Consider the following 25,573-nt stretch of genomic DNA (forward strand, 5'->3'; position numbering starts at 1 on the left):
ATCCCGGGGGCGTCCGTCTTCATGTCCTCGCGGTCTTCGGCGCGTTCCCCGCCGGGATCAGCGGGAGTAGACCTCCATCTCGTAGAGCGAGTAGCCGTAGGAGGTGGCGCGCTTCCCGCCCTTCATCCGGACGTATCTCGTGCTCACCGGGGCGAACGTCACGTTGTCCACGCCGCCGTTCCCGGCGGTGGTGGAGAAGACGGTCGTCCAGGACGAACCGTCGGCGGACGTCTGGATCGAGTACGCCGAGCCGTAGGCCGATTCCCAGCGCAGCAGCACCCGGGCCACGGTCTTCGCCGGGCCCAGGTCCACCTGGAGGTACTCGTCGTCGCTGCGGGCGCTCGACCAGCGGGTCGCCGGGTCGCCGTCCACCGCCTTGCTCGCCGGGTAGAGCAGGAACAGCTCGGAGCTGGACGCCCTGGCCGTACGGCCGGCCGCGAGGTTGCCGATCGGGTCGCCCCGGTGCGAGGGGAACGACACGACCTGCTGGTAGGTCGGCCGGTTCTGCCAGGAGATCAGCGACTGCTTGATCCCGCCGAGCGGGGAGTGCCGGACGCTGTCGGCGCACCACTGGTCGCCCGCGGAGCAGACGTCGTCGGCGGGGTAGGTCGTCGCCGCGGGTTCGGCGAGGGCCGCCGCCAGGCTGTCCAGCAGCACCGTCCGGCAGCCCGCCACCGTGCCGTCGCCGCAGTACTTCGCGGGCAGCGGCCCGGAGACCGGCTCGCCGAGCACCGCCCGGAGGTCCTTGCTGACGTAGCCCCACCAGCCGTACTGGAACGACGAGCCCTTGTGCGCCTGGGCCTCGTTGGCCGAGCCGGGCTGCCCGGAGGAGTCGCCCCGCTGGTGGCCGGAGGGGGACTCGTTGATCTGCAGGGCGCCGGTCAGGGAGCGGTACAGGTCCTCGCCCATCCCCGGCCGGAACTCGGCCTGGACGAGCCTGGGCCACCAGGCGTCGAACGCGCGGATCGCCGCGGCGTGCGCGTACGTCCGGCTGCCCGCCGCGGTCTCGGCCCGTTTCGCCCCCGAGTCCGCCCACGCCTTCAGCCCGGCGACCGCCGAGGCGAGGGCCGGGTCGGCGGGGGCGGCGCCGATCACCCGGAGCAGGTGCGGCAGGACCTCCTTGCCGCGCAGGTCGGTGACGGCGGCCTCGGCCATGATCTTCACGGTGCCGGCCCGGTCGAGCCTGCCGGAGCCGGCCAGGGCCGCCTTGACAGGGGCGTCCAGCAGGTCGGCCCGGTGGACCGGGCCGAAGCTGAAGTTGCCGTCGGCGGCGCCGTAGTCCTTGGCCTGCTTGTTGTTCCAGCTGACGAAGTAGTCCTGGTCGACGGCCTGCGGGTGGGTCGCGGGGGCGGTGTAGGTCGCGGTGCGGGCGTCGGGGTCGAAACCGGCCCACTCGTGGGCGGCGTCGGCCGTCATCGGCAGGTTCGGGTCGGAGACCGCGGACCTGACCGGGGTGTCGCCCGACATGAAGTACGCCGAGCGGGTCGAGTTGACGTAGAACCAGTTGAACGCGAACCCGATGTCGGAGGCGGCGTCGGTGAAGCCCGCCGGGTCGCCCATCTGCGCAGGGTCGTTGAACCGCTGGAACCCGACCGCCGAGTCGGCCTCGTGCCCGTAGGTCGAGCGCAGCGAGGCGAAGGCGGTGGGCCGCCCGCCGACGGTGCCGCGCCAGGTCACCAGCCCGTACTTGGTCCGCTTGATCACCAGGTCGTAGGAGCCGGCCGCGGTGGAGTCGGCGGTGTTGGGCTTCCAGGAGTTGGTCTTGCGCAGCGTCTCCATGGCCGTGCAGACGCCGCGGTAGAGGTAGTGGTCCGACGCCGTGGTCGGGGTCCCGCCGCCGGGCTCGCAGAGCTGCAGGGCGTAGGTGTCGGTGATGTCCTGACCGCTGGAGGTGGCGCTCCAGGCGTAGTCGGTGCCCCGGCCGAGCAGTACGTACAGGTTGAGCCCGGCGAACGCCGCGCCGCGCGCCCGGATGCCGGGCCCGGACAGCTCCTCCAGCATGAGCAGCTGCGGGGCGAAGTAGCCGGTCTGCGGGCCGAACACCGCGACCGGGTGGCCGGTGGCGGACTCCGCGGCCGACACCACGACGGCGTTGGACATGCCGGGCCTGGCGTTGTCCACGGTCAGCCCGCCGAGCACGCCCTTGTCCGCCTCGCCGGAGCGGGCGGTGAGGGCCGGGCCGGTGGCCGACCCCCGCTCGTTCTCGGTGATGTCCACCGGCGCGGTCGTGGCGGCGTCGGGCAGGACGACGCCCGTGGCGCCGGTCGCGTTCCCCGAGGGGAAGCTCTGGCCGGCGTGCAGGGTGAGGGTGGTCTCCGGGTCGTTGCGCGACCGGAACGCCTCCCAGGCGCGGTCGCCGGCGGCGACGCCGTACCGGGTGCGGGCCGCGACCCGCACCAGCGCGGACTGCATCTCCGCGCCGCCGCCCCCGCCGAACAGGCCGCCGACCACACCGGAGATCGCGATCAGGTCGGTCATGGTGAAGTCCTGGGGGCCGCCCGCGTTGGTGATCGCGTCGAGGTGGCCGGTGAGGACGTACTCGCCGGGGCAGTTCCGGCCCGCCATGCAGTGGTCGATGTAGGCGTTGATGCCGTCGATGTAGGCCCGCACGTCGGCGTAGAGCTGTGCGCCCCGGGGGCCGGAGTCGCGCAGGCGGGTGAGCTGCGCCTGCAGGTCCGCCTCGGTGTAGGGGGAGTTGATCCAGACGCTCTGCTCCAGCGCGCGGTTGCCGGGCGCGCCGCCGGCGAAGGGCGTCAGCTCGCCCCGGCCGACGTGCCGGATCAGGTCCATGACCCACAGCCGGTCCTGCGCGCCGGCGTACCCGGCGCCGAACATCGTGCCCTCGCGGGTCGTGCCGGTGATGTGCGGGACCCCGGTGGCCCGGTCACGGACGATCTTCACGTCGGACCGCGGGCTGACGGTGCTCTCCACCTGTCCGTCCGGTACGCCGAAGGAGGCGTCGTTGAAGAACGCCGAGATCTGCTCGTCGGTCAGTCCGGTGTAGCCGGAGACGAGGTTCGCGTACGGGCCGAGCTGGTCGGCGCCGTGCCGGGGCATCGTGCCCGCCGCCTGGTTGGCGAGGATCTCGACCAGCGTGGCGTTGCCGTTCTCGCCGGGCGGCAGGATGTCCGCGCACTGGCCGAGGCAGTGGTCGTCGGGGACGAAGGTGTCCGCCGACGCCGGGGCGGGGGAGGTGAGGGGGAGGGTGAGCGCGACGATCGCGAACGCCGAGGCGGCGGCGATCATCCGCCGGAGACGTGAGTGCACGGGGGACCCCCAGAACATGAGGAGCACTCGGATGTTGGGAGGAACATACGCCCCGGTCACCGGCCGGGCAACAGCTCATCCGGTAACCGCGCCTGCCTCTTCCACCCGCCCACCCGGCCCGCGCCGCCCGTCCGGTGGCGGCGGCGCGGAGCGGACCTCGCGTGGCGGCCCGGCCGGAGCCGCCGGCGCCCCGGTCGGGCCCCGGTCATCCTGCTCGTCCTGCTCGTCCTGGCCGTCCTGGCCGTCCTGGTCGCCCTGGTCGCCCTGGTCGTCTCGTCAGCGTCCGGACGTCCCCAGCCGCGCCATCAGCCAGTCGGCCGCGGCGGGGAGCCAGTCGGGGTGGGCCTCGCCGAGCAGGTGGTCGGCGTACGGGACGAGCAGGTACTCGCCGCGCGGCGCGAGGCGGGCCAGCGGCTCGCCGTTGACCACGCCCGGGATGACGTCCCGGCCGCCGTCCACCACCAGCAGCGGTACGGCGATGCGCGGGGCGAGGTCCGTCAGGTCCACGTGACGGGCGAAGTCCCGGGCGGCCCCGGCGCCGCCGGCGCGCTGGGTCAGCGTGTCGTGCACGAACGCGGGCAGCGCGTCCCAGTCGAGGCGGAAGGGACCGCTGACGGTCACGGCGGCCCTGACCCGGGGCTCCCGGGCGGCGCTCTCGGCGGCGTAGTAGCCACCCAGGCTGAGCCCCACCAGGCCGATCCCCTCGACGCCGAGGGCGTCGATGACGTCGCCCACCACCCGGTGGTAGTCGGGGCGGACGACGGTGGTGGCCGCGAGCGCCCCCTGCCCGGGGCCGTCCATGGCGAACACCGCCGCGCCCCTGCGCAGGAACGTGTCGGCGACGGCGTGGAACTCCTCCTTGCCGGAGTCCATGCCGGGCACGATCACGACGGTCGCCACGGCGTCGGCGGGGCCGCGGAGCCGGCCCGTGAAGCCGGGGCCCTCGATCCTCCTGGCCTCCGGCTCCAGGACCTCCAGGGCGCGGCCCATGGCGGCGTCGGCCTCGGCGGCCGCCAGGGCGGCCGGCGCGCGGTCCGGGTGCGGCACGAGGGCGGCGAAGTGGAACCACCTGGCGGCCGTGCGGTGGTGCTCGCCGGCCGAGACCGCGGACGCCGCCGCCCGGGCCAGGTCGAGGTGGCGCCGCCCGGCCCGGACGAAGGCGTCCGGCCAGTCGTCGAGGGACGCGAGCCCGGCCGTGACGCGGCGGTACTCGTGCGGATCGAGGCCGGCGGCGGTGGCGCGGCTGAGGTTGGCCTCGGCGAACCCGGCGACGCTCATCGCGGCTCCTCCGCGGTGCGAGACCTCCCGGCGGCGGGATCCACCGGACGGAGCGGAGCGGCGAGGCCCTCGCCGCGGCGGGCGCCGGCGCGGCCCCGGGTGGCGATCAGTCCCTTCATGCCATCATGGAACCGGAGGCCGGGGCGTCCCGGCCAACAACCGGCGGGAGGAGGCGACAACCATCGGTTGTCGCCTATGGTGTGGGCCGTGGATCTCGACCTGGCACAGGTCCGCGCGTTCGTGCTCACCGCGGAGGAACTGCACTTCGGCCGGGCGGCGGCGGAGCTGTCGATCTCCCAGCAGGCCCTGTCCAAGCGGATCGCCGCTCTGGAGGCCCGGCTCGGCATGCGCCTGCTCGACCGCGGCGGGCAGGGGGTACGGCTCACCGAGGCCGGGCGGCGCCTCCTCGCGCCCGCCCGGCAGGCGCTCGCCGCCGGGGATCTCGCCGTGGCCGCCGTACGCGACGAGCGCCGGCCGCTGCGGGTGGACGTGTGGGGCCATCTCTACGCGCCGATGCGCACGCTCGCCCGCGTCGCGGCGCGCGCCGAGGGACTGGAACTCGAACTGGGGCACGGCCGTGACCTGCCGTTCGTGGCGGCGGCGCTGCTGCGCGGGGAGACCGACATCGGGTTCGGCAGGGTCCATCCGCCGCTGCCGGAGGGGCTCACCCACCGGCTGGTGCGGCTGGAGCCCGTCGACGCGGTGGTCAGCGCGGACCACTCCCTGGCCGCCGAGCCGGCCCTGCGGCCCGCGCAACTGCGCACCAGCGTGCTGTGGACGCCGGGGCCGCTGGACCGGCTCGACTTCCTCGGCCGCTTCGCCGACCACTTCGGCGTCACCCGCCGGGAACAGGGCCCCAATCTCGGGCTCGACCACTTCGCCGGCCGCATCGCCGCGGATCCCGGCTGCTTCTCGCTGCTGCCCGCCGACTGCCCCCTGCCGGACGTCCCCGGCGTCCGGACGATACCGCTGGTGGACCCGACCCCGCTGTACGCCTGGTCGCTGCTGTGGCGGAGCTCCGGCGGGCCCCCACCGGCCGGTCTGCTGGTGGGGGCGTTCCTGGAGGAGGCGGGCCGCAGCCGGTGGCTGGAGTACGACCCGCGGCGCGACTGGCTGCCCTGAGGAGCGCCGTACGGCGTGGGCCGCCGGGGACGCGCACCGCTTTCCGCCCGGGGACCGGCCCGGGACGGCTCAGCGCCGTACGGAGGCCCGGAGAGGGCTCAGTGCCGGACGCCGACCGGGACGACCAGGGGCGTGCCCGCCACCGGGTCCTCGATGACCTTGGCCTCCAGGTCGAAGACCTCCGCCAGCAGCGGCTCGGTGAGGACCTCGTGCGGCGTCCCGGCCGCGATCACCCGGCCGGCGCGCATGGCGACCAGCCGGTCGGCGTACCGGGCCGCGAGGTTGAGGTCGTGCAGGACCATCACCACGGTCCGGCCGTGCTCGCCGTGCAGCCGGCGGACCAACTCCAGGACCTCGACCTGGTGGGCGAGGTCCAGGAAGGTCGTCGGCTCGTCGAGCAGCAGCAGGTCGGTGCCCTGGGCCAGGGCCATGGAGATCCACGCCCGCTGCCGCTGCCCGCCCGACAGCTCGTCCAGCGGACGCTCGCCCAGGCCGTCCAGGCCCGTCATGGCCAGCGCCTCGCCGACCGCCGCCTCGTCGCCGGACGACCACTGCCGGTACCAGGTCTGGTGCGGGTGCCGTCCCCGGGCCACCAGGTCGGCCACGGTCAGCCCCTCGGGGGCCGTCGGCGCCTGCGGCAGCACGCCCAGGATTCGGGCGACCTCCTTGGTCGGCATCCGGTCGATGCGCTTGCCGTCCAGCAGCACCTCGCCGCCGGACGGCTTCAGCAGCCGTCCCAGCGCGCGCAGCAGCGTGGACTTGCCGCACCCGTTGGGGCCGATGATCGTGGTGACCGTGCCGGCCTCGATCCCCAGGTCGAGACCGTCGACGATGACGCGGTCACCGTAGCCGAGCCTCACGCCGACCGCCTGCAGCCTCACGTCGTCTTCCTCTCCGTGTTCCGGTGCGCTCCGGAGCCCGTCGCTCCGGAAGGCCGGTCGTCCGTACGGTTCCCGCCGTTCACGCGCGTGCCCCCCGGCGCGCGCGGACGAGCAGGTAGATCAGATAGGGGGCGCCCAGGACCGCGGTGACCACGCCCACCGGGAGCTCGGCGGGGGCGGCCACCGTACGGGCGGCCAGGTCGGCGGCGGTGACCAGGACGGCCCCGCACAGCGCCGAGACGACCAGCGGCGGCTGGGCGACCCCGGCCACGCGCAGCGCGATCTGCGGCGAGGCCAGGGCGACGAAGGCGATCGGCCCGGCCGCGGCGGTGGCCACCGCCGCGAGCAGCACGGCGGCCAGGATGAGCAGACCCCTGGCGAGGTTCGTCCGCACGCCCAGCCCGGTCACGGTGTCGTCGCCGAAGCGCAGCGCGCCGAGCGACCGGGTGCCGGCCAGCGCCGCCGGGACCAGTACGGCCAGCGCGATCGCGACCGGGACCACGTGCTCCCAGCCCCGGCCGTTCAGCGAGCCGCTGATCCACACCATGGCCCGGCCGCTGTCGGTGACGTCCCCGACGGTCAGCAGCCAGTACTTGACGTTGGTGAACACCGCCGAGACGCCGACGCCGACCAGGACGAGGCGGTAGCCGTCCAGGCCCCCGCGCCAGGCCAGCAGGTAGACGGCCAGCGCCCCGGCCAGCCCGCCGGCCAGGGCCACCAGGGGGACGCCCACGCTCGCCAGGGCGCCGCCCGCGCCGCCCGCGGCGCTGCCGGCGGTCACGATGATCCCGACCACGGCGACGCTGGATCCGGTGGTGACGCCGAGGACGTCGGGGCTGGCCAGCGGGTTGCGGGCGATGGCCTGGGTGATCGCGCCGGCCAGGGCCAGCGCCGCGCCGACGAGGACGCCGGTCAGCGCGCGGGGGAGCCGCAGCTCCATCACGACGAAGTGGTCCGGCCCGTCGCCGGTGACCGCCCGGAACACCTCGGCGACGCTCATCGGGATGTCGCCGAGACGCATGTTCAGCGCCATCAGCAGCACCGCGGCGGCCAGCAGGACCAGGGCGGCGGCGGCCGAGCGCAGGCGCAGCAGCCAGGAGGCCGGGCCGAGCCGCAGCGGCCGCTCGTGCGCGAGCCGTACGGGGACAGGGGTCACGGGCGGGACGCCTTCCGGGTGGGGCGAGGGGATCGGCGGGGAGGTCACAGGCGCAACGGCTTCCTGCGCCTGACCAGCGCGACGAAGAACGGCGCGCCCAGCAGGGCGAGCACGACGCCGACCTCCAGCTCGCCGGGGCGGGCCACGACCCGGCCCACCACGTCGGCGCCCAGCAGGGCCGCGGCGCCGATCAGCCCCGAGTACGGCAGCAGCAGCCGGTGGTCGGGTCCCGACAGGGGACGCGCCAGGTGCGGCACCATCAGGCCGAGGAAGGCGAGCGCCCCGCAGGCCGCGACGGCGGCGCCGCTGAGCAGCGTGATCGCGGCGACGCCGACGGTGCGGGTCAGCGCGACGTTCTGGCCTAGGGCCCGGGCCACGTCCTCGCCGAGCGCGAGGGTGTTGAGGCCGGGGGCGTTGACCAGCGCCAGGACCAGGCCGGCCGCGACGAACGGGAGGACCTGCCAGGCGACGTCGGCGCCGCGGCCCGCGATCGACCCGGCCTGCCAGAATCGGAAGACGTCCATGGCCTGCTCGTCCATCAGGACCATGGCGGAGGTGAGGGCGTAGAGGAAGGCGCTGACCGCGGTGCCGGCCAGGGCCAGCGTCACCGGGGTGGGACCGCCCCGGCCGCCGCCGGCCATGCCGAGGGCGAAGACGCCCACGCTGGCCACCAGCGCCCCGGCCAGGCCGAACCAGATGTAGCCGTACAGGCTCGTCACGCCGAACACCATGATGGCGGCCACCATCGCGAAGGCCGCGCCCTGGGTGACGCCGAGCAGCCCGGGGTCGGCCAGGGGGTTGCGGGTGTGGCCCTGCATCAGCGCGCCCGCCACGCCGAGCGCGACCCCGGCCAGCAGGCCGAGGGCGGTCCGGGGGACGCGCAGCGAGGAGACGACGATGTCGTTCTCGGTGCCGGTCGGGCCGGTCAGCGCGTGCCAGACGTCGGCGGGCGGCACCGGCCGGGCGCCGACCATGACGCTCAGCACGGCCGCCACGGCCACGGCGCCGAGCAGCCCGGCCAGGACGAGGGACGGGCGCGGGCGGGCCGACCGGGGTCTGCCGGACGCCGGCGGCCGGACGGGGGTCACCGCTGTGCTCACCCGCGCTCCTCTCGGGTCGGTTGCCGGGCTTCAGGCAAGTATGTCAGGTTAGGTATGCCTAATCTAAATTAGGTGTGGCTTCAGCAAAGGAAATCGGATGAGAGTGTTGCGTACCCTGGCCGCCGGCGTCGCGGGGGCCGTGCTGGCCCTCGGGCTCGCCGCCTGCGGGTCGGGTTCGTCCACCGGGACGGCCGCCGGCCCCGGATCGGACGCCCAGGCGCCCAACCCGCAGGCGAGCGGTACGGCCGGCGCCGCGGCGTTCCCCCGCACGGTCAAGCACGCCATGGGCGAGACCGAGATCCCGGCGCAGCCCAAGCGGGTCGTGGCACTCGACCAGAGCTTCGTGGACGCGGTGCTGACCCTGGAGACCGACGTCGCCGGCTACACCACCTATCGGTCGATCGAGGAACGGCTGCCCGACTACCTCGCCCCGGTCCTCGGGCACGCGGGGAACGCCACGTCGGTCGGCACGCTGGAGCAGCCCAGTCTGGAGAAGATCGTCGCACTCAAGCCCGACCTGATCGTCTCGGCGAAGGTCCGCCACGAGGCGCTCTACGACAAGCTGTCGAAGATCGCGCCGACGGTGTTCAGCGAGACCACCGGCGCCATCTGGAAGGAGAACCTTCGGCTCATGGGCCGGGCCCTGGGCAAGGAGGACCTGGCCGAGCAGCGGATCACCGCCTACCAGGACCGGGCCGCGAAGATCGGCGAGTCGATCAAGGCGAAGGAGGGCGGGATGCCCACCGTCTCGGTCGCCCGCTTCGCCGGTGAGCCGACCGTCCGCCTCTACGTGGAGAACTCCTACTCCGGCCTGGTGCTGAAGGACGTCGGCTTCCCGCGGCCGAAGGACCAGCCGACCAGCGCGGACGCCATCATGGTGGACGTCAGCCAGGAGAACATCACCCAGCTCGACGCCGACCACATCTTCGTCGCCGCCTACGACGACCCGTCGGTCGAGCCGGTCAGGAAGAAGTTCGAGGCCAACCCGCTGTGGGACCGGCTGAAGGGCGCCAAGCACGACGTCTCCGACACCACGTGGATGAGCGCCGTCGGCATCCAGGGCGCCCACGCCATGCTCGACGACCTGGCGAAGATCTTCGAGGTCGATCCGGCGAAGGCCGCCTGAGCGCGCCGGGCCGGCGCGATACGTGGTACGACGGAACGATGAACGACCGTGCCCACAGTCTCCACGCCGAGGCCGTCGACGACTTCATCACCGAGGTCGTGCAGAGCCACCGGGCCGGCCCCTGCCGCATGGTCCGCACGAGCGGGGTGGACGCGCCGGACGAGTGGGCCCGCTACGCGTGGCGTTACGAGAGTGCCACCGGGGAGGAGCTGCTGTCCGGCGTCGACACCGTGCGTCTCACCCCGAGCGGGAAGATCGACGCGATCGTCGTCTTCGCCGGGCCGCTCGTCTAGGGCCCGTGTCGAAGCCGGGCGCCACCACCCGTTGATCGCGGCGATGCGCACGGTGGCCTCACAGCGGACGGCGGGCTCGCCGGAACCGGCGGCGTATCCGCCGGGCCGAATACGGTGGCTTGATGACGATCGGTTAAGTCTGTGAGCGCTCCGGAGTCTCTTCATGCGTACCGCAGCGGCGATCCCCTCCTTCGTACGGATCATCGACGACACGGGAGCCTTCCGCGGCCGGGACGGCGCTTTCGGCCGCGCATCACCCCATCCGGGGAGCCTCTTCCCCCATGGGAGGGAGGTCCAAGGCAGGTGGTGCGCCCTACCGTGGGCGGCCATGAGATCACATGCACGGTCAGCGCTGCTGGCCGCGGGCTGGGCGGTCTCGGCCGCACTCGTGCTGGTGGCGCCCGGGAACCTGGTCATGCGGCTGGTGTTCGGCAAGCTGGACGACCCGGCGCTCGTCTCGCAGTCACTGCTCGCCGCCCTGGGGGTGCTGCTGGCTCTGGCGGCCGTCCGTTTCGGCACGCGCATCGCCTCACAGCCACACGAGCGTCGGGCCGACGGGACGGTCCGTCCCGCGCCCTGGGCCAGAGTGGTGACCTGGACGGCGGCCGGCCTGCCGGTACTGGGCTTCTCGATTCCGCACCTGCTGTGGGGGCTGGGCCTGCCGCTCGGTGTGGCAGGAGGCTCCCGCGCCGGCCTGGCGGCTCTGGGTGGCTCGGCGGTGTTCTGGGCGTTGCTCGTCGCCGGGCCGGTGATCGGGGGGTTGCTCACGCTGGGGCTGATCAGTCGATGGGGGCAGGTCGTCCCGGGGTGGGTCCCCTTCGTACGGGGGCGTCGGGTGCCTCGTGGTCTGGCCGTCGTCCCAGCGGCGGCCGTGGGCATGCTGGTCGGCCAATACGGCGCGATGATGACGAAATGCCTGGCGTTCGGCATCACCCGCACATGCGCGCCGCGCGGCGGCGCAGAGATCCTCGGCGGGAGCTGGGGATTCGCCGCGACCTACCCGGTGTTCCTGTTCTGGGGGGTGGCCCTGCTCGCCGCCACCGTCGGCTACCTCCACACCACTGAGCACTGAGCGGAGAACACTCGCCGCGCCCCACCCTCGCCCGCATCCATGACCGACTCCGATACCGGCCCCGGACGCGGGCGGCCCGCCGGGTGCTCGTCCGGCGGGGCGGCGGCGCCTCACACCTCCGACAGGAAGGCCCGCAGGTCGCTCAGGTGCGGGGTGATGTCCAGGCCCTGCTCGGCCAGCCAGGCGTCGTTGTCATACGTCCCGCGGTAACGCTCGCCGCCGTCGCAGATCAGCGTGACGACGCTGCCCCGCTCGCCCGCCGCGCGCATCTCGCGCAGGATCCGCACCGCCGCCGCCACGTTGGTGCCGGTGGAGCCGCCGACGTCGCGGCCGGTGACCTCCCGGACCCAGCGCATGGCCGCGATGGACAGCGCGTCCGGCACGCGGATCATGCGGTCGATGACCTCGGGCATGAAGGAGGGCTCCACCCGGGGGCGGCCGATGCCCTCGATGCGCGAGCCCGGGGCGGTGACCGCGGTGTCGCCGCTCTCCCAGGAGGGGTAGAAGGCCGACCCCTCGGGGTCGACCACGGCCAGGCGGGTGAGGTGGCGGCGGTAGCGGATGTAGCGGCCGATCGTCGAGGACGTGCCGCCGGTGCCTGCGCCGACCACGATCCAGGCCGGCTCGGGGTGGGGCTCCATCTCCATCTGCTGGAAGATGCTCTCGGCGATGTTGTTGTTGCCGCGCCAGTCGGTGGCCCGCTCGGCGTAGGTGAACTGGTCCATGAAGTGGCCGCCGGACTTGGCGGCCAGCCTGCGCGACTCCGAGTAGATCGCCTTGGGGTCGTCCACGAGGTGGCACTTGCCGCCGTAGAACTCGATCAGGGCGATCTTCTCCGGCGAGGTCGAGGCGGGCATCACCGCGATGAACGGCAGGCCGACGAGCCGGGCGAAGTACGCCTCGCTCACCGCCGTGGACCCGCTGGAGGCCTCCACGACCGTGGTGGACGGGCCGATCCATCCGTTGGCCAGGCCGTACAGGAACAGGGAGCGGGCGAGCCGGTGCTTGAGTGAACCGGTCGGGTGGACGGACTCGTCCTTCAGATAGAGGTTCACTCCCCAGTGGGCGGGGAGGGGGAAGACGTGGAGGTGGGTGTCGCAGCTCCGGTGCGCGTCAGCCTCGACGCGACGGATGGCCTCGGCCACCCAGGAGCGGGTACGGGGATCGTGCCGATCCACCTGGTCCATCGGGGATTGCATGGGGCAAAGGTAGCGTGAGCTGCGATGATGTGAGAGTGGACACACTTTACGACTATTCCAAGGGAAAGATGTTACGATAACGATACTTGTCCGGCTGTGGGGCGTGTGTCCGTCCGCCACCGATGCAGCCAGAATCCAACCCCCTGACCAGCTAGGACTCTTAACGGCACCTTTACGGGATGCCTGCGAGCATGCGATGGCCCGTCAGGGGAAGGGGCATCGCACGATGTGCCGGATGTTACTGGGGGAAGGCCCGAGGGGGATCGCGTGATCACGATGACCGAAGAGCAGCGCAACGACTGGTTCGAGCGAGATGTCGTGCCGGTGACCAACCAGCTCTACGCGTCCGCGATGCGTCTCACCCGCAACTCGGCGGACGCCGAGGACCTGGTCCAGGAGACCGTGGCCAAGGCGTTCAGCTCCTACCACCAGTTCCGCGAGGGCACCAACCTCAAGGCGTGGCTGCACCGCATCCTCACCAACAACTTCATCAACGAGTACCGCAAGAAGCAGCGCTCGCCCAAGCTCTCGGCCACCGAGGAGATCGAGGACTGGCAGCTCGCCGCCGCCGAGTCCCACATGTCCTCCGGACTGAAGTCCGCCGAGACCGAGGCGCTGGAGCAGCTGCCCGACACCGCGGTGATGAACGCTCTGCGCGCCCTGCCCGAGGAGTTCCGCGTGGCGGTCTACCTCGCCGACGTCGAGGGCTTCGCCTACAAGGAGATCGCCGACCGGATGGGCACCCCCATCGGCACGGTCATGTCCCGCCTGCACCGCGGACGCCGCCAGCTGCGGACCATGCTGGCCGACTACGCCCGCGAGGAGGGCGCGGTCCGGCTGCCCGAGCAGCGTCGCGCCGCCTGACCCTCTCCCTGCGCGGCGCCGCCCGGTCCGCCGATACGGCGCCGCGCCTGCCCTCTCCCGGCCTCGTCGCCCGCTCCGCCGGGGGAACGGAGACTCAGGGCGACGGCGACGCGGCGATCAGCGTGACCGCGACCAGGGCGACGCCGACTCCGGCGCCCTGCACCGCGTTCAGCCGCTCACCCAGCACCTGGCGGGCCAGCAGCAGCGTGCTCACCGGGTAGAGCGACACCAGGACGGCGACGAGGCTCAGCATCCCGCGCTGCTGGGCGAGCAGGAACAGCACGTTGGCCGTCATGTCCAGCACTCCCGCCGTGATCACGATGCGCGATGCCCCGCGCCCCGGGCGCAACGTCCGGCCGGTGACCGCGGCCAGCAGAACGATCATGGTGATCGACACCGTCCTGGCCCCGGCCAGCGGCCACAGACCGCCGTCGTCAGGGGTCTGGGCCAGCAGCACGAAGAAGCCGCCGAAGCCCGCCCCGGCGACGAGCGCGGCCAGGACCGGGGTGCGCCGCGGGCCGGACTCCGCCGCGGGGGACTCGCGGCTCACCAGTACCACCGCGACCAGCGCCAGCGCCACGCCGCCCAGCGCCACCGGCTCCGGGCGGTCTCCGGTGGCCACCCCGAAGATCACCGGCAGCGCCGCCGAGGTGACCGCGGTGATCGGCGCCACCACGGACATCGTCCCGGTGGCGAGCGCGCGGTAGAACAGCACCAGCCCGACGGTGCCCGACAGGCCCGCCGCCATGCCCCAGCCCAGCGCCTCCGCCGACGGGCGGCCCGGCAGGAACGGCAGCAGGACGCCGACCGTCACCAGGCCCGCTGACTGCGACAGCACGACCACCGCCATGACGACCTTCGATCGCCGGGTCGCCAGGCCGCCGAAGAAGTCCGCGGTGCCGTACACCACCGCGCAGGCCGTCGCCAGGACCATCGCCGACATGTCTCCCCCTGGTGCAATAGGTTGCACCATTTGTACACCAGATAAGGTGCATTGTGCTGTAAATAATGTTCACTACAATGAACCGATGGATCCTGAGACCATCACCGGCGCCATCGCCAACAACGTCCGTGCCCAGCGGGCCCACCGGCACATGACGCTCGACGAGCTCGCCGCGCGCTCGGGCGTCAGCCGGGGCATGCTCGTCCAGGTCGAGCAGGGGCGGACCAACCCGAGCATCAACACCCTGACCCGCATCGCCGACGCGCTCGGCGTGACGGTCGCCCGGATGGTCGAGGTCGCGGACACGCCGGTCGTCCGGGTCGTCGCCCCCGCCGACGTCGTCACCTTCCCGCACGGCGAGGGGAGCTCCGCCCGGCTGCTGGTCGGCAGCGACGCCCCCGCGATCCTGGAGCTGTGGGACTGGCGTCTGGCCCCGGGCGAGCACCACGACGGCGACGCCCACCCGCCGGGCACCCGCGAGATGCTGAGCGTGCTGGAGGGGGAGCTCTCCCTGTCGGTCCACGGCAGGAGCCACCTCGTCCCGACCGACGGGGCCGTCCTGTTCAGCGCCGACCGGCCGCACCGGTACGCCAACCTCGGCGACACTCCGCTGCGATTCGTGATGGTCGTGACCGAGCCACGGGGGACGCCCGACCAGTAGGCGTCCTCGGCCGTACCCCGGAAGGCCCGGCCGGCGGACGGCCGTGGCCCGGGGGAGGCCCGGCCGGTAGGCGCCCGCGGCCCGGGGAACGCCCGGCCAGTAGGCGTCCGTGGCCGGGAGGACAGGTGGGGCGCCGCCGCCGGCCGGGTACACCTGTCGCTGACATGCGCCCGAAGGGCGCGTCGATACATTGAATTGCCGGTCGATGTCCCATCCTGGTGGGAGGAACTGGCCGAGATCGTGCGGGGAGACGCGGTCCAGGATCACCTCTCGCCCCGCGGCGATTTTCGGAGGGCGGCGGGCATGCGGCGGTGGATCGTCCCGGTGGCGCTTCTCCTGTCGGTCGGGGCGTGCGCCGCCCCCGCCCATCGCGCGCAGACCCGGGGACCCGCGCCCGCGCCCACCCCGTCCGCGGCCCCCAGTCGCCGGCCGGTCGACCCCGCCGAACTCGCCCTGAAGCTCGCCGGGATCCAGCCGGGCTGGCCCAGGCGCGGCTATCCCCTCCCGCCCCCGAAGCAGAAGATCGACTGCGGGAAGGCCAAGTGCGTGGCACTGACCTACGACGACGGCCCCGGGCACGACACCGCGAGGCTGCTCGACATCCTCGCCCGGCACCACGCCAGGGCCACCTTCTTCCTCGTCGGGAAGATGGTCCTGGCCAACGCCGACGGCGCGCTGCGCCGCATGGTGCGCGACGGGCACGAGCTGGGCAACCACACCTGGAGCCACCCGCAGCTCACCGCCCTGTCCGAGAGCGCGGTCCGGGCCGAGCTGACCCGCACCCAGAACGTCATCGAGCGCAGGACCGGCGTCCGGGCGACCCTCATGCGCCCGCCGTACGGGGCCACCGACGGCAGGGTCGCGGCCGTGGCCCGGCGCATGGGGCTGGCCCAGATCCTGTGGAGCGTGGACACCCTGGACTGGCGTGACCGCGTCACCCCGGTCGTCGCGCGGCGCGCGACCGCGATCAAGCCCGGGTCCATCGTGCTCATGCACGACATCCACCGCACCACGGTGGACGCCGCCCCCCGGATCCTGAAGGAGCTCACCCGCCGGGGCTTCGTGTTCGTCACGGTCTCGGAGCTGTACGGCAAGCCGCTCCGCCCCGGCGTGGGCTACAGCGAGCGGGAACGCGACCGATGACCGCCCGCCCGCGTCGCCACCGGAACGGGCGGACGGCCGCCGCGCCGGCGCCTGACCGCGGACCGGCGTCCGGCCGCTTCGCCGTTCCCCGGACCACGCGGGCGGACGGTCGCTTCGCTAGCGCTCGATCACGCCGCAGGCGACGCGCCTGCCGGAGTCGCCGGCCTTGAGCGTCTCGGCGTCGGGCCCGCCCTGGCCCTGCCCGCTGTGGTAGCGGTCGGGGATGTTGGCGTGGTTGTCGGACAGGGCGTGGACGACGACGGAGCTGCCGTCGGCGTCGAAGAGCTGCTGCACCCGGAAGCGGTCCGTCACCAGGACGGCCCGGCCGGTGCCGTCCTTACCGACCATGAGGTCGGGCAGGTCGCCGGAGTGGTACGGGTGGGCCTCGGAGTCCAGGTCGAAGTGCGGTCCCGCGCTGAAGAACGGGCTGCCCGTCGCCGGATCGGTCGACTTGGGGTCGCAGACGCCCTTGGCGTGGATGTGGAAGCCGTGCTGCCCCGGGGTCATGTCCCTGACGACGACCATGACCCTGGGCTTGTCGGAGTCGGCCCCCGCGATGCGCAGCATGCCGACCGCCCGGCCGTCGGTGTCCTTGATGGTGGCGCCGACCTGGCCGCCGAACGGGCCCGACGACGGCTCGCCGGCCGGTCCGGACGGGCGCGCCGGCGGCGCGGTGCCCGACGGGCCGGGCACGGGAGCGGCGGCGCCCGCGGTCGCCGCGCCCGCCCCGAGCGCGAGGGCCAGCGTCAAATGGACTTCACGAAGCATGATCTCCCCCGAATTCGTCCGCTCCCCGTCGTGCGGGGAGCGCCCTGCGAGTCTCCTACCTCGAAGATCAGGTGACAATCACGCCGTCGGGAAAGGGAGGGGAAAGGACCGCGCCCCGCCCGGGGACGGGGCGAGGGGACCCGTGCCGGTCCGTGCCGGTCCGGGCGGGTCCGGGCGGAGAAGACACGCCGCCCCGCCCGGAGGGGACGGGGCGGCGGAGCCGGTTGCCGAGCCCGGCGCGGGCCGTGAGGGCCCTGAAGGCCGTGGGGGCCGTGGGGGCCGTGAGGGTCGCGGGGGATCAGCCGTTGCGCTTGGCGCGGGCGGCGGAACGGCCCCGGGTGGCGGCGTCCAGGACGACCTTGCGGATGCGCACCGCCTCGGGGGTGATCTCCACGCACTCGTCCTCGCGGATGAACTCCAGCGCCTGCTCCAGGGAGAGCTGCCGCGGCGGGATGACCTTCTCGGTCTCGTCCGCGGTGGAGGAGCGCATGTTGGTGAGCTTCTTCTCCTTGGTGATGTTCACGTCCATGTCGTCGGAGCGCGAGTTCTCACCGATGATCATGCCCTCGTAGACCTCGGTGCCCGGCGACACGAACAGCACGCCGCGCTCCTGCAGGTTCAGCATGGCGAACGCGGTCACCGGGCCGGAGCGGTCGGCGACCAGCGAGCCGTTGTTGCGGGTGCGCAGCTCGCCGAACCACGGCTCGTACGCCTCGAAGACGTGGTGCACCAGGCCGGTGCCCCGGGTCTCGGTCAGGAACTCGGTCCGGAAGCCGATCAGGCCGCGGGCCGGGACCACGAACTCCATCCGGATCCAGCCGGTGCCGTGGTTGGTCATGTGCTCCATGCGGCCCTTGCGGACGGCCAGGAGCTGGGTGACGGCCCCGAGGTAGTCCTCCGGGCAGTCGACGGTCAGGCGCTCGACCGGCTCGTGCACCTTGCCGTCGATGGTCTTGGTGACCACCTGCGGCTTGCCGACGGTCAGCTCGTAGCCCTCGCGGCGCATCTGCTCGACGAGGATGGCCAGCGCCAGCTCGCCGCGGCCCTGCACCTCCCAGGCGTCCGGGCGCTCGGTCGGCAGGACGCGCAGCGACACGTTGCCGACCAGCTCCTTGTCCAGGCGGTCCTTGACCATGCGGGCGGTGACCTTGGACCCCTTGACCTTGCCGACCAGCGGCGAGGTGTTGGTGCCGATGACCATCGAGATCGCGGGCTCGTCCACCGTGATCAGCGGCAGCGGACGCGGGTCGTCGGGGTCGGCCAGGGTCTCGCCGATCATGATGTCCGGGATGCCGGCGATCGCGATGATGTCGCCGGGCCCGGCCTCCTCGGCGGGCCTGCGCTCCAGCGCCTCGGTCATCAGCAGCTCGGTGATCTTCACCCGCTGGATGCTGCCGTCGGTGCGGCACCAGGCGACCTGCTGGCCCTTCTTGATGACGCCCTGGTGGACCCGGCACAGCGCGATCCGGCCGAGGTAGGACGAGGCGTCGAGGTTGGTGACGTGCGCCTGCAGCGGGGCGTCGGGGTCGTAGGTCGGGGCCGGGATCGTCTCCTTGATGACCTCGAACAGCGGCTCCAGGTCCTCGGAGTCGGGCAGGCCGCCGTCCTCGGGACGGTTCAGCGAGGCGCGGCCGGCCTTGGCCGAGGCGTAGACGATCGGGAAGTCGATCTGATCCTCGGTGGCGTCGAGGTCCATGAAGAGCTCGTAGACCTCGTCCACGACCTCCTTGATGCGGGCGTCGGGGCGGTCGACCTTGTTGATGCACAGGATGACCGGCATCTTCGCGGCGAACGCCTTGCGCAGCACGAACCTGGTCTGCGGCAGCGGGCCCTCGGAGGCGTCGACCAGCAGCACGACGCCGTCCACCATCGACAGGCCGCGCTCGACCTCGCCGCCGAAATCGGCGTGGCCGGGGGTGTCGATGATGTTGAGGGTCATGCCGCCGTGCCGTACGGCGGTGTTCTTCGCGAGAATGGTGATGCCCTTCTCGCGTTCGAGGTCGTTGGAGTCCATGACGCGGTCGTCGACGTCCTGGTTGGCCCGGAAGGCTCCGGACTGCCAGAGCATGGCATCCACGAGAGTGGTCTTGCCGTGGTCGACGTGCGCGATGATCGCGATGTTCCGCAGGTCGTCGCGGCTGTTCAGAGGCATGGTGGAGTCTCACTCTTTGATCGTGGAGGCTGGCCGCCGAACGTGCGGCCTACCTATTTTAGGTGATGCCGCCGATCCCTCTCACGCTCACCGCGACGCTCCGCGGGCGGAGGGATCCGGCCCGGTGGCCGGAAGGCCGCTCTCACCGGCGGGGATTCCCGGCCGGACACGTCACGGACCTCGGGGAGGCCGCCGGGGAGAAAAGGCGGGCGCCGGGGAAATGGTCAGCCGTCTGCATATTCCTGACCATGCGCGGGAGGACCTGAGTTTCTATCGTGATCTTATGCCGACCTGGACCGATGTGGTGCTGAGCGCCGCCGGGCACCGCGGGGAGCGGCCCGCGGTCACCGACGCCGCCACCGGCGACGTCCTCTCCTACGCCGCGCTCGCCGAGCGGATCGGCCCGGCGACGGCGGAGCTGCGCGACCGCGGCGTCGCGCCCGGGGACCGGGTGGTCGTCCGCCTCCCCCCGGGGCCCGGCTTCCCCCTCGCCGTGCACGCCGCCGCGGCGGCCGGGGCGCTGGTGGTGCCGCTCGCGGCCGACCTGGACCGCGATGTCTTCTACGAGTGCCTGGCGGCGAGCCGCGCGCGGATGATGATCACCGACCGGGCGCAGGCCGAGCGGTCGATGAGGGTCGCCGGCGACTCCCGCGTCCGGCAGATCCTCACCCTGGAGGAGGTGGCGTCCCCCCGGCCCGACGGCCCGGGCGCCCCGCCGCGTCGCGGACCCGTGATCCCGCCGCAGCGCGACCCCGGCGCCCAGCCGCGGCGCGGGCCGAGCGTTCCGCCCCAGCGGGGGCCGAGCGCGCCGCCGAGCCGCGGGCCGGGCGTTCCGCCCCGGCGCGGCGCGGCCGTCCGGTCGCGCGGCGGCGCGGAGGCGCCCGCGTTGACCTTCGACGGCAACCGGGTGATCAGCCACGCCGGGGTGGTGGCGGAGCTGCGGCGGCTGGCCCCGGAGGCGATGCTCAGGGAGCGTGACCGCGTGCTCGTCGCCACCACCGAGCCGCGCGCCCAGGCCGTCCTGTTCGACCTGGCGCTGATGGGCGGGGCGCACGTCGTCGCGGCCCCGGGCGCCACACCGGGCGAGTGCCGGGCGCTCATCGAGGAGTACGGCATCACCGTCGCCGCGGTGCCGCCGTGGGCGGTCGCGCGGCCCGCCGGGAGCCGCTGGCCGCGGGTCACCGTGTCGGCGTACGGACGATCGACGGAGCTCGTCATCCCCAGGGGCTGATCCGAGGCGGGAAACCCCCGAGGGCTGACCTGAGGCCGGAAATCGCCATGGCGCCGTCCGGGAGCCGGAAATCCCCAGGGCTCGGTCCCGGAGCCGGTGCCCGCGCCGGCCTCCCGGCGATCCCCGGGGCCGGGACCCCCGGCGCCGCAGGGCCTTCCGTGCCCCGCGCGCCGTGGGGCCTCGGCCGCGGGAAGGAGTTCTGACCTCAGGTTCTAAGCTCGAAACATGTCTTTCGCGCCATCCTTCGCCGCGATGTTCATGACCGAGGACGACGTCCGGATCGACGCCGCGCACACGCCCTCGCGCGGCGCGGCGGACCTGGGAATCGTCGTGGCGCACGGGTTCACCGGCTCGCTCAGGGAGCTCACCACCCGGCGGATCACCCACGTGCTCAGCGAGTTCGGCGGCGTCGTGTCCTTCGACTTCCGCGGGCACGGCCGTTCCGGGGGCCTGTCGACGGTCGGCGACCTGGAGGTCCTCGACCTGGAGGCCGCCGTACGGCACGCGAGGATGATCGGATACACCCGCGTGGCCACCGTCGGGTTCTCCATGGGCGGTGCCGTGGTCGTGCGGCACGCGGGGCTGCGCGGTGCGACGCGCTCCGACGGCGCCATGGTGGGCCCCGCCGGGAACGGGCTGCTGGGCGGCGCCGGCGGCGGCCTGGACGCCGCCGCGGTGCTGAGCCCGGTCATGGACGGGCCGGTGAGCCTGGACGGCGACGCGCCGCTCCCCGGCCGGGGCGGGCCGGGCCCGAAGCTCGTGAACGCCGCGCTCGGCGACGGGCGCGGGCGGGTCGACGCCGTCGTCTCGGTCAGCTCCCCGGCCCGGTGGTACTACCGCGGCACCAAGCCGATGCGGCAGGTGCACTGGGCGATCGAGCGGCGGCTGGGCCGCTGGGCCGCGCGGGTGGGCCGGGGCACCCGGATCCGCAAGGGAGGCTGGGACCCGGTGCCGCTGGCGCCCTACGAGGCCGCCGCGACGGTCACCCCGACGCCGCTGCTGGTCGTGCACGGTGACTCCGACTCCTTCTTCCCCGTCGAGCACGCCCTGCAGCTCTACGGCGCCGCCCGCGACCCCAGGGAGCTGTGGCTCGAACCCGGGTTCGGCCACGCCGAGACGGCGGCCACACCGGGGCTGATCCGCCGGATCGGCGCATGGGTCAGCGCCAGCACCTGATCACCGAGGGTGTTTACTCCTCTTACGAGTCTTGCGAGGCGTCGCGAGGCACTGTGCCGAAGGGAGGAGCGGGCGCCCATGCGGAGCATCTACGTGGCCGGTCTCGGCCGCGGAGACGGCAGGCAGATCGTCGAGCTCGGCCTGATGGAGCTGCTGACCCGCCGGGTGGGCCGGGCCGGGGTGTTCCGGCCGATCTCCCGGGACGGGGAGGACCGCACCCTCGAACTGCTCACCGCCCGCTACCGACCCGCGGTCTCGGCGGTCGGGATGACGGCCGCGGCCGCCGCCGAGGTCTACGCCCGGCACGGCGCCGAGGAGCTCGTCAGCCGGCTGGTCGGCCACTTCCACACGCTGGAGCCGGAGTGCGACGCGCTGCTGGTGCTGGGCGCCTCGTTCGACACCGAGGTCCTGCCGCCCGCGACGGCGTTCAACGCGCGCCTGGCCGCGGAGTTCGGCGCGCCGGTGATCGTGGTGGTGGGCGCGCACGGCGACCGCGCCGACGAGGCCGAGATGGAGATGCGCACCGCCCACCAGGTCTTCTCCGAACTGGGCGGCACGGTGCTCGCGGTGGTCGCCAACCGGGTGCCCGAGGGGGTGACCGTACGACCCGGCCTGCCGGTGCCCTGCTACGCCATCCCCGAGCACCCGTCGCTGTCGGCCCCGACCGTCGGACAGGTGATGCGGGCCGTGGACGCCGAGCACGTCCAGGGCGACGAAGACGGGCTGCGCCGCGACGTGTTCGGGTTCGTCTTCGGCGGCGCCATGCTCCCGCTGTTCCTGGAACACCTGGCCGACGGAGCGCTGACGATCACCCCGGGCGACCGCGCCGACCTGCTGCTCGCCTCGGCCGCGGCGGAGGCGGCGGGCACGGCCAGACCGTCCGGCGTGGTGCTGACCCTGGGGGAGAAGCCGACCGAGGCGGTCAAGGCCCTCACCGCCGGCCTCGCGCCGGGGCTGCCGGTGCTGTCGGCCGCCGCGGACAGCTTCACCGTCGCGACCGTGCTGGCCGGGCTGGAGGGCCGGCTCACCGCCGACAACCCCCGCAAGATCGACACGGCGCTCGGCCACTTCGAGGCCCACGTGGACACCGCCGACCTGGCCGACCGGATCGAGCTGGCCCGCTCCGAACGGATCACGCCGATGATGTTCGAGCACACCCTGCTGGAGCGGGCCCGCGCCGACCGGCGGCACATCGTGCTCCCGGAGGGGGAGGAGGACCGCGTCCTGCAGGCCGCCGACGTCCTGCTGCGCCGCGGCATCGTGGACATCACCCTGCTGGGGCGGGAGGAGGCGGTCCGCAGGCGCATCGGCGCCCTCGGCCTCGACCTGTCCGGCGTGACCGTCGTCGACCCGCTGACCTCCCCGCTGCGCGAGCCGTTCGCCGAGGAGTACGCGGCGCTGCGGGCGCACAAGGGGATGACCCTGGAGCGGGCCCGCGACGTGGTCGGCGACGTCAACTTCTTCGGCACGATGATGCTGCACCGCGGCATGGTGGACGGCATGGTCTCCGGCGCCGCGCACACCACCGCGGCCACGATCCTGCCCGCCTTCCAGATCATCAGGACGGTCCCCGGCACCTCGATCGTCTCGTCGGTGTTCTTCATGTGCCTGGCCGACCGGGTGCTCGTCTACGGCGACTGCGCGATCAACCCCGACCCGGACGCCGGACAGCTCGCCGACATCGCGATCTCCTCGGCCCGTACGGCGAGGCGGTTCGGCGTCGAGCCGCGGGTGGCGATGCTGTCGTACTCCACCGGCGCCTCCGGCCGGGGCGCCGACGTGGACAAGGTCCGCGAGGCCACCGCCCTGGTGGCCTCGCGGGCGCCGGACCTGCTGGTGGAGGGGCCGATCCAGTACGACGCGGCCGTGGACCCCCGGGTCGCCGCGGCCAAGCTGCCGGGCTCCGAGGTCGCCGGGCAGGCCACCGTACTGATCTTCCCCGACCTCAACACCGGCAACAACACCTACAAGGCGGTGCAGCGCTCCGCCGGGGCCGTGGCGATCGGGCCGGTCCTGCAGGGGCTGCGCAAGCCGGTGAACGACCTGTCGCGGGGCGCGCTGGTCGCCGACATCGTCAGCACGGTCGCCATCACCGCCATCCAGGCCCAGGAGGGCGCCGGACAGGCCCGGGAAGGCGCCGGACAGGGCGTGGCGGGCCGTACGGCGGGCAGGTGAGCACCGGGCCGCACGGCGGCGCGGGAGAACCCGGCGGGCGGCTCCCGGAGGCTTCCGGGGGCTTCCGGCAGGAGCCGGGGACGGCGGGCGGAGCAGCGAGGGAAGAGGGAGCGGTGGGGCGCGTACTGGTGGTCAACAGCGGGTCCTCCTCGGTGAAGTACCGGCTGCTGGAGGGCGACGAGCGGCTGGCGTCCGGGACGGTGGAGCGGATCGGCGAGCCCGGCTCCCCGGTGCCCGACCACGAGGCGGCGCTGAAGCTGATCGGCGCCGAGCTGGCCGGGCGGGGCCTGGGGATCGACTCGCCCGAGCTGACCGCGGTCGGGCACCGGGTGGTGCACGGCGGCGTCACCTTCACCGAACCCACCCTGATCACCGACGAGGTGGTCGGGAAGATCGAGGAGCTGATCCCGCTCGCCCCGCTGCACAACCCGGCCGGCCTCGCCGGCATCGAGGCCGTGCGGCGGCTCCGGCCCGACCTGCCGCAGGTGGCGGTCTTCGACACCGCCTTCCACGCCACGATCCCCCCGGCCGCCGCGGCCTACGCGATCGACCGGGAGCTGGCCGAGCGGTGGAAGATCCGCCGCTACGGCTTCCACGGCACCTCGCACGCCTACGTCTCGCGCGAGGCCGCCCGCCTGGCCGGGACGCCGTCGGCCGGCGTGATCGTGCTGCACCTGGGCAACGGGGCCAGCGCCTCGGCGGTGTCCGGCGGGCGCTGCGTGGACACCTCGATGGGCATGACCCCGCTGGAGGGCCTGGTCATGGGCACCCGGAGCGGTGACGTGGACCCGGGGGCGCTCCTCTACCTCGCCCGGACCGCGGGCATGTCCCCGGAGGAGATCGACACGCTGCTCAACCGGCGCTCCGGCCTGCTGGGCCTGTGCGGTGACAACGACATGCGCGCGGTGCAGGAGCGGCTGGCCGCCGGTGACCCGGCCGCCGAGCTGGCCATGTCGGTCTACTGCCACCGGCTGCGCAAGTACGTCGGCGCCTACTACGCGGTGCTCGGCTCGGTGGACGTGATCGCCTTCACCGGCGGAGTGGGGGAGAACTCCGCGCCGGTCCGGGAACGGGCCCTGACCGGGCTGGAGCGGCTGGGCATCGTGCTCGACCCGGGCCGCAACGCGCGCGGGGAGCGGACCATCTCGGCCGACGATTCCCCGGTGCGGGTGGCGGTGATCCCCACGGACGAGGAGCTGGAGATCGCCCACCAGACCCTTGAGGTGGTCGCGCGGCACCGGTGAGGAGCCGGACGGGACCCGCCGACGGCTCGCGGACGGAATCCGCTGACGGCTCGGGACGGGATCCGCCGGAGGCCCGCGGGCGGGCCCGTGAGGCGAGTCCGCGGGACTCGGCCCCCTCTACCGGGCCGGGTCGGCCGCGTCGGCCGGTCCGGCCTGGCCGCGGCCGAACACCTCGGCGACGAGCCGCTGCGTCGCCTGCTGGAACGCCGCCGCCATGGACATGGCGGCGTCGTCGACGTAGTTCAGCGCGGCGGTCAGGGTCGTGCGGCCGTCGGGCGTGCTGTACATCAGCGCCGCGTGGCCGGCCATGCCGCCGTTGTGGGTGATGACGGTGCCGCCGCCCGGCGTCGGCTGCACGAACACGCCCAGGCCGTAGCCGGCCTTGGACTCCGGCGTGCACATCTCGGCCAGCAGCTCGGCCGGCAGCAGCCTGCCGCCCACCAGTGCGGTGATGAACGTCTGCAGGTCCCGAGTGGTGGAGATCATGTCGCCGCCACTGGAGATCCAGGAGGGGTTGTGCCGGGTGACGTCGACCGTCTTCTGCTCGCCGTCCTCCTCGTAGCGGTAGTAGGCGTGCGCGTGCGGGGCGGGGATGTCCTGCTCGGTGGCCGGCTGGACGGTGCCCGTCAGGCCGAGCGGCTCCAGGATGAGGCGCCGCATCTCCTCGGCGACCGGGCGGCCGGTGACCTTCTCGATCAGCAGCCGGGCCAGCACGTAGTTGG

The 25,573-nt window shown here is 73.5% G+C and carries 21 protein-coding genes; 11 read left to right on the plus strand and 10 right to left on the minus strand.

What is annotated here, in order from left to right:
• Window positions 1–57: 57 nt before the first annotated feature.
• Window positions 58–3,285: a penicillin acylase family protein gene (locus IEZ10_RS18305; RefSeq protein WP_189247706.1), complete on the minus strand. Its 3,228-nt coding sequence runs from the start codon at window positions 3,283–3,285 to the stop codon at window positions 58–60.
• A gap of 258 nt (window positions 3,286–3,543) precedes the next feature.
• On the minus strand, window positions 3,544–4,545 hold the full coding sequence (locus IEZ10_RS18310) for an alpha/beta hydrolase family protein (protein ID WP_189247707.1): 1,002 nt from the start codon (window positions 4,543–4,545) through the stop codon (window positions 3,544–3,546).
• Between the two features lie 207 nt (window positions 4,546–4,752).
• Between IEZ10_RS18310 and IEZ10_RS18315 the strand changes: the two genes are divergently transcribed.
• Entirely contained in the window at window positions 4,753–5,667 is a 915-nt protein-coding gene (locus IEZ10_RS18315) for a LysR family transcriptional regulator (protein ID WP_189247708.1), read from the plus strand.
• 98 nt (window positions 5,668–5,765) lie between these two features.
• Here the strand turns inward: IEZ10_RS18315 and IEZ10_RS18320 are convergent, their stop codons facing one another.
• From IEZ10_RS18320 to IEZ10_RS18330, 3 genes are all read right to left on the minus strand, one after another.
• Entirely contained in the window at window positions 5,766–6,548 is a 783-nt protein-coding gene (locus tag IEZ10_RS18320) for an ABC transporter ATP-binding protein (protein ID WP_189247709.1), read from the minus strand.
• 79 nt (window positions 6,549–6,627) lie between these two features.
• On the minus strand, window positions 6,628–7,704 hold the full coding sequence (locus tag IEZ10_RS18325; RefSeq protein ID WP_229811386.1) for a FecCD family ABC transporter permease: 1,077 nt from the start codon (window positions 7,702–7,704) through the stop codon (window positions 6,628–6,630).
• A gap of 44 nt (window positions 7,705–7,748) precedes the next feature.
• Window positions 7,749–8,804: a FecCD family ABC transporter permease gene (locus IEZ10_RS18330; protein ID WP_189247711.1), complete on the minus strand. Its 1,056-nt coding sequence runs from the start codon at window positions 8,802–8,804 to the stop codon at window positions 7,749–7,751.
• A 97-nt stretch (window positions 8,805–8,901) separates the two neighbouring features.
• Here IEZ10_RS18330 and IEZ10_RS18335 point away from each other — a divergent pair, with 97 nt between their 5' ends.
• The 3 genes from IEZ10_RS18335 (at window position 8,902) to IEZ10_RS18345 (ending at window position 11,295) form a co-directional block, all read left to right on the plus strand.
• Window positions 8,902–9,930, plus strand: a complete 1,029-nt coding sequence (locus IEZ10_RS18335; RefSeq protein ID WP_189247712.1) for an ABC transporter substrate-binding protein — start codon at window positions 8,902–8,904, stop codon at window positions 9,928–9,930.
• A gap of 38 nt (window positions 9,931–9,968) precedes the next feature.
• The gene (locus IEZ10_RS18340) at window positions 9,969–10,223 is read left to right on the plus strand and encodes a hypothetical protein (RefSeq protein ID WP_189247713.1); all 255 of its coding nucleotides are present in this window, start codon (window positions 9,969–9,971) and stop codon (window positions 10,221–10,223) included.
• Window positions 10,224–10,551: 328 nt separating this feature from the next.
• Window positions 10,552–11,295: a hypothetical protein gene (locus IEZ10_RS18345; RefSeq protein ID WP_189247714.1), complete on the plus strand. Its 744-nt coding sequence runs from the start codon at window positions 10,552–10,554 to the stop codon at window positions 11,293–11,295.
• Between the two features lie 110 nt (window positions 11,296–11,405).
• Here IEZ10_RS18345 and cds1 read toward each other — a convergent pair whose 3' ends face one another.
• Window positions 11,406–12,494 carry an L-cysteine desulfhydrase Cds1 gene (gene cds1, locus IEZ10_RS18350; protein ID WP_229811387.1) on the minus strand — a complete coding sequence of 363 codons (1,089 nt, stop codon included), beginning with the start codon at window positions 12,492–12,494 and terminating at the stop codon, window positions 11,406–11,408.
• A 276-nt stretch (window positions 12,495–12,770) separates the two neighbouring features.
• On the opposite strand from cds1, the gene IEZ10_RS18355 reads away from it, so the two are divergent.
• Window positions 12,771–13,358 carry a sigma-70 family RNA polymerase sigma factor gene (locus tag IEZ10_RS18355; protein WP_179826336.1) on the plus strand — a complete coding sequence of 196 codons (588 nt, stop codon included), beginning with the start codon at window positions 12,771–12,773 and terminating at the stop codon, window positions 13,356–13,358.
• A gap of 94 nt (window positions 13,359–13,452) precedes the next feature.
• On the opposite strand, the gene IEZ10_RS18360 is transcribed toward IEZ10_RS18355, so the two are convergent.
• On the minus strand, window positions 13,453–14,301 hold the full coding sequence (locus IEZ10_RS18360; protein ID WP_189247715.1) for a DMT family transporter: 849 nt from the start codon (window positions 14,299–14,301) through the stop codon (window positions 13,453–13,455).
• Window positions 14,302–14,386: 85 nt separating this feature from the next.
• On the opposite strand from IEZ10_RS18360, the gene IEZ10_RS18365 reads away from it, so the two are divergent.
• Window positions 14,387–14,962 carry a helix-turn-helix domain-containing protein gene (locus tag IEZ10_RS18365; RefSeq protein ID WP_189247716.1) on the plus strand — a complete coding sequence of 192 codons (576 nt, stop codon included), beginning with the start codon at window positions 14,387–14,389 and terminating at the stop codon, window positions 14,960–14,962.
• A 303-nt stretch (window positions 14,963–15,265) separates the two neighbouring features.
• On the plus strand, window positions 15,266–16,105 hold the full coding sequence (locus tag IEZ10_RS18370) for a polysaccharide deacetylase family protein (RefSeq protein WP_189247717.1): 840 nt from the start codon (window positions 15,266–15,268) through the stop codon (window positions 16,103–16,105).
• A gap of 117 nt (window positions 16,106–16,222) precedes the next feature.
• On the opposite strand, the gene IEZ10_RS18375 is transcribed toward IEZ10_RS18370, so the two are convergent.
• Both IEZ10_RS18375 and typA read right to left on the minus strand, forming a co-directional pair.
• A complete protein-coding gene (locus IEZ10_RS18375) occupies window positions 16,223–16,873 on the minus strand; it encodes a superoxide dismutase family protein (protein WP_189247718.1) in 651 nt (216 codons plus the stop codon).
• Window positions 16,874–17,171: 298 nt separating this feature from the next.
• Window positions 17,172–19,025, minus strand: a complete 1,854-nt coding sequence (gene typA / locus IEZ10_RS18380) for a translational GTPase TypA (RefSeq protein WP_189247719.1) — start codon at window positions 19,023–19,025, stop codon at window positions 17,172–17,174.
• A gap of 283 nt (window positions 19,026–19,308) precedes the next feature.
• Here typA and IEZ10_RS18385 point away from each other — a divergent pair, with 283 nt between their 5' ends.
• The 4 genes from IEZ10_RS18385 to IEZ10_RS18400 all read left to right on the plus strand — a co-directional run bounded on the left by IEZ10_RS18385 (window position 19,309) and on the right by IEZ10_RS18400 (window position 24,851).
• On the plus strand, window positions 19,309–20,256 hold the full coding sequence (locus IEZ10_RS18385) for an AMP-binding protein (RefSeq protein WP_189247720.1): 948 nt from the start codon (window positions 19,309–19,311) through the stop codon (window positions 20,254–20,256).
• 225 nt (window positions 20,257–20,481) lie between these two features.
• Complete coding sequence (locus tag IEZ10_RS18390) at window positions 20,482–21,432, plus strand: alpha/beta hydrolase (RefSeq protein WP_189247721.1); 951 nt, start codon at window positions 20,482–20,484, stop codon at window positions 21,430–21,432.
• A 78-nt stretch (window positions 21,433–21,510) separates the two neighbouring features.
• Window positions 21,511–23,607: a phosphate acetyltransferase gene (gene pta / locus IEZ10_RS18395; protein WP_189247722.1), complete on the plus strand. Its 2,097-nt coding sequence runs from the start codon at window positions 21,511–21,513 to the stop codon at window positions 23,605–23,607.
• Window positions 23,608–23,720: 113 nt separating this feature from the next.
• Window positions 23,721–24,851: an acetate/propionate family kinase gene (locus IEZ10_RS18400; RefSeq protein ID WP_189247723.1), complete on the plus strand. Its 1,131-nt coding sequence runs from the start codon at window positions 23,721–23,723 to the stop codon at window positions 24,849–24,851.
• Between the two features lie 117 nt (window positions 24,852–24,968).
• On the opposite strand, the gene IEZ10_RS18405 is transcribed toward IEZ10_RS18400, so the two are convergent.
• The coding region (locus IEZ10_RS18405; RefSeq protein WP_189247724.1) for a serine hydrolase domain-containing protein at window positions 24,969–25,573 on the minus strand (605 nt) is incomplete at its 5' end.

The organism is Streptosporangium pseudovulgare (assembly GCF_014648055.1).
In the GTDB taxonomy this organism is placed as follows: domain Bacteria; phylum Actinomycetota; class Actinomycetes; order Streptosporangiales; family Streptosporangiaceae; genus Streptosporangium; species Streptosporangium pseudovulgare.

Coding starts and splice junctions, on each gene's coding strand:
- IEZ10_RS18310 (WP_189247707.1), bottom strand. CDS start 4,545: ATGAGCGTCGCCGGGTTCGCCGAGGCCAACCTCAGCCGCGCCACCGCC.
- IEZ10_RS18375 (WP_189247718.1), bottom strand. CDS start 16,873: ATGCTTCGTGAAGTCCATTTGACGCTGGCCCTCGCGCTCGGGGCGGGC.
- IEZ10_RS18340 (WP_189247713.1), top strand. CDS start 9,969: ATGAACGACCGTGCCCACAGTCTCCACGCCGAGGCCGTCGACGACTTC.
- IEZ10_RS18390 (WP_189247721.1), top strand. CDS start 20,482: ATGTCTTTCGCGCCATCCTTCGCCGCGATGTTCATGACCGAGGACGAC.
- typA (WP_189247719.1), bottom strand. CDS start 19,025: ATGCCTCTGAACAGCCGCGACGACCTGCGGAACATCGCGATCATCGCG.
- IEZ10_RS18335 (WP_189247712.1), top strand. CDS start 8,902: ATGAGAGTGTTGCGTACCCTGGCCGCCGGCGTCGCGGGGGCCGTGCTG.
- IEZ10_RS18365 (WP_189247716.1), top strand. CDS start 14,387: ATGGATCCTGAGACCATCACCGGCGCCATCGCCAACAACGTCCGTGCC.
- IEZ10_RS18360 (WP_189247715.1), bottom strand. CDS start 14,301: ATGTCGGCGATGGTCCTGGCGACGGCCTGCGCGGTGGTGTACGGCACC.
- IEZ10_RS18385 (WP_189247720.1), top strand. CDS start 19,309: ATGCCGACCTGGACCGATGTGGTGCTGAGCGCCGCCGGGCACCGCGGG.
- cds1 (WP_229811387.1), bottom strand. CDS start 12,494: ATGCAATCCCCGATGGACCAGGTGGATCGGCACGATCCCCGTACCCGC.
- IEZ10_RS18355 (WP_179826336.1), top strand. CDS start 12,771: ATGACCGAAGAGCAGCGCAACGACTGGTTCGAGCGAGATGTCGTGCCG.
- IEZ10_RS18345 (WP_189247714.1), top strand. CDS start 10,552: ATGAGATCACATGCACGGTCAGCGCTGCTGGCCGCGGGCTGGGCGGTC.
- IEZ10_RS18305 (WP_189247706.1), bottom strand. CDS start 3,285: ATGTTCTGGGGGTCCCCCGTGCACTCACGTCTCCGGCGGATGATCGCC.
- IEZ10_RS18370 (WP_189247717.1), top strand. CDS start 15,266: ATGCGGCGGTGGATCGTCCCGGTGGCGCTTCTCCTGTCGGTCGGGGCG.
- pta (WP_189247722.1), top strand. CDS start 21,511: ATGCGGAGCATCTACGTGGCCGGTCTCGGCCGCGGAGACGGCAGGCAG.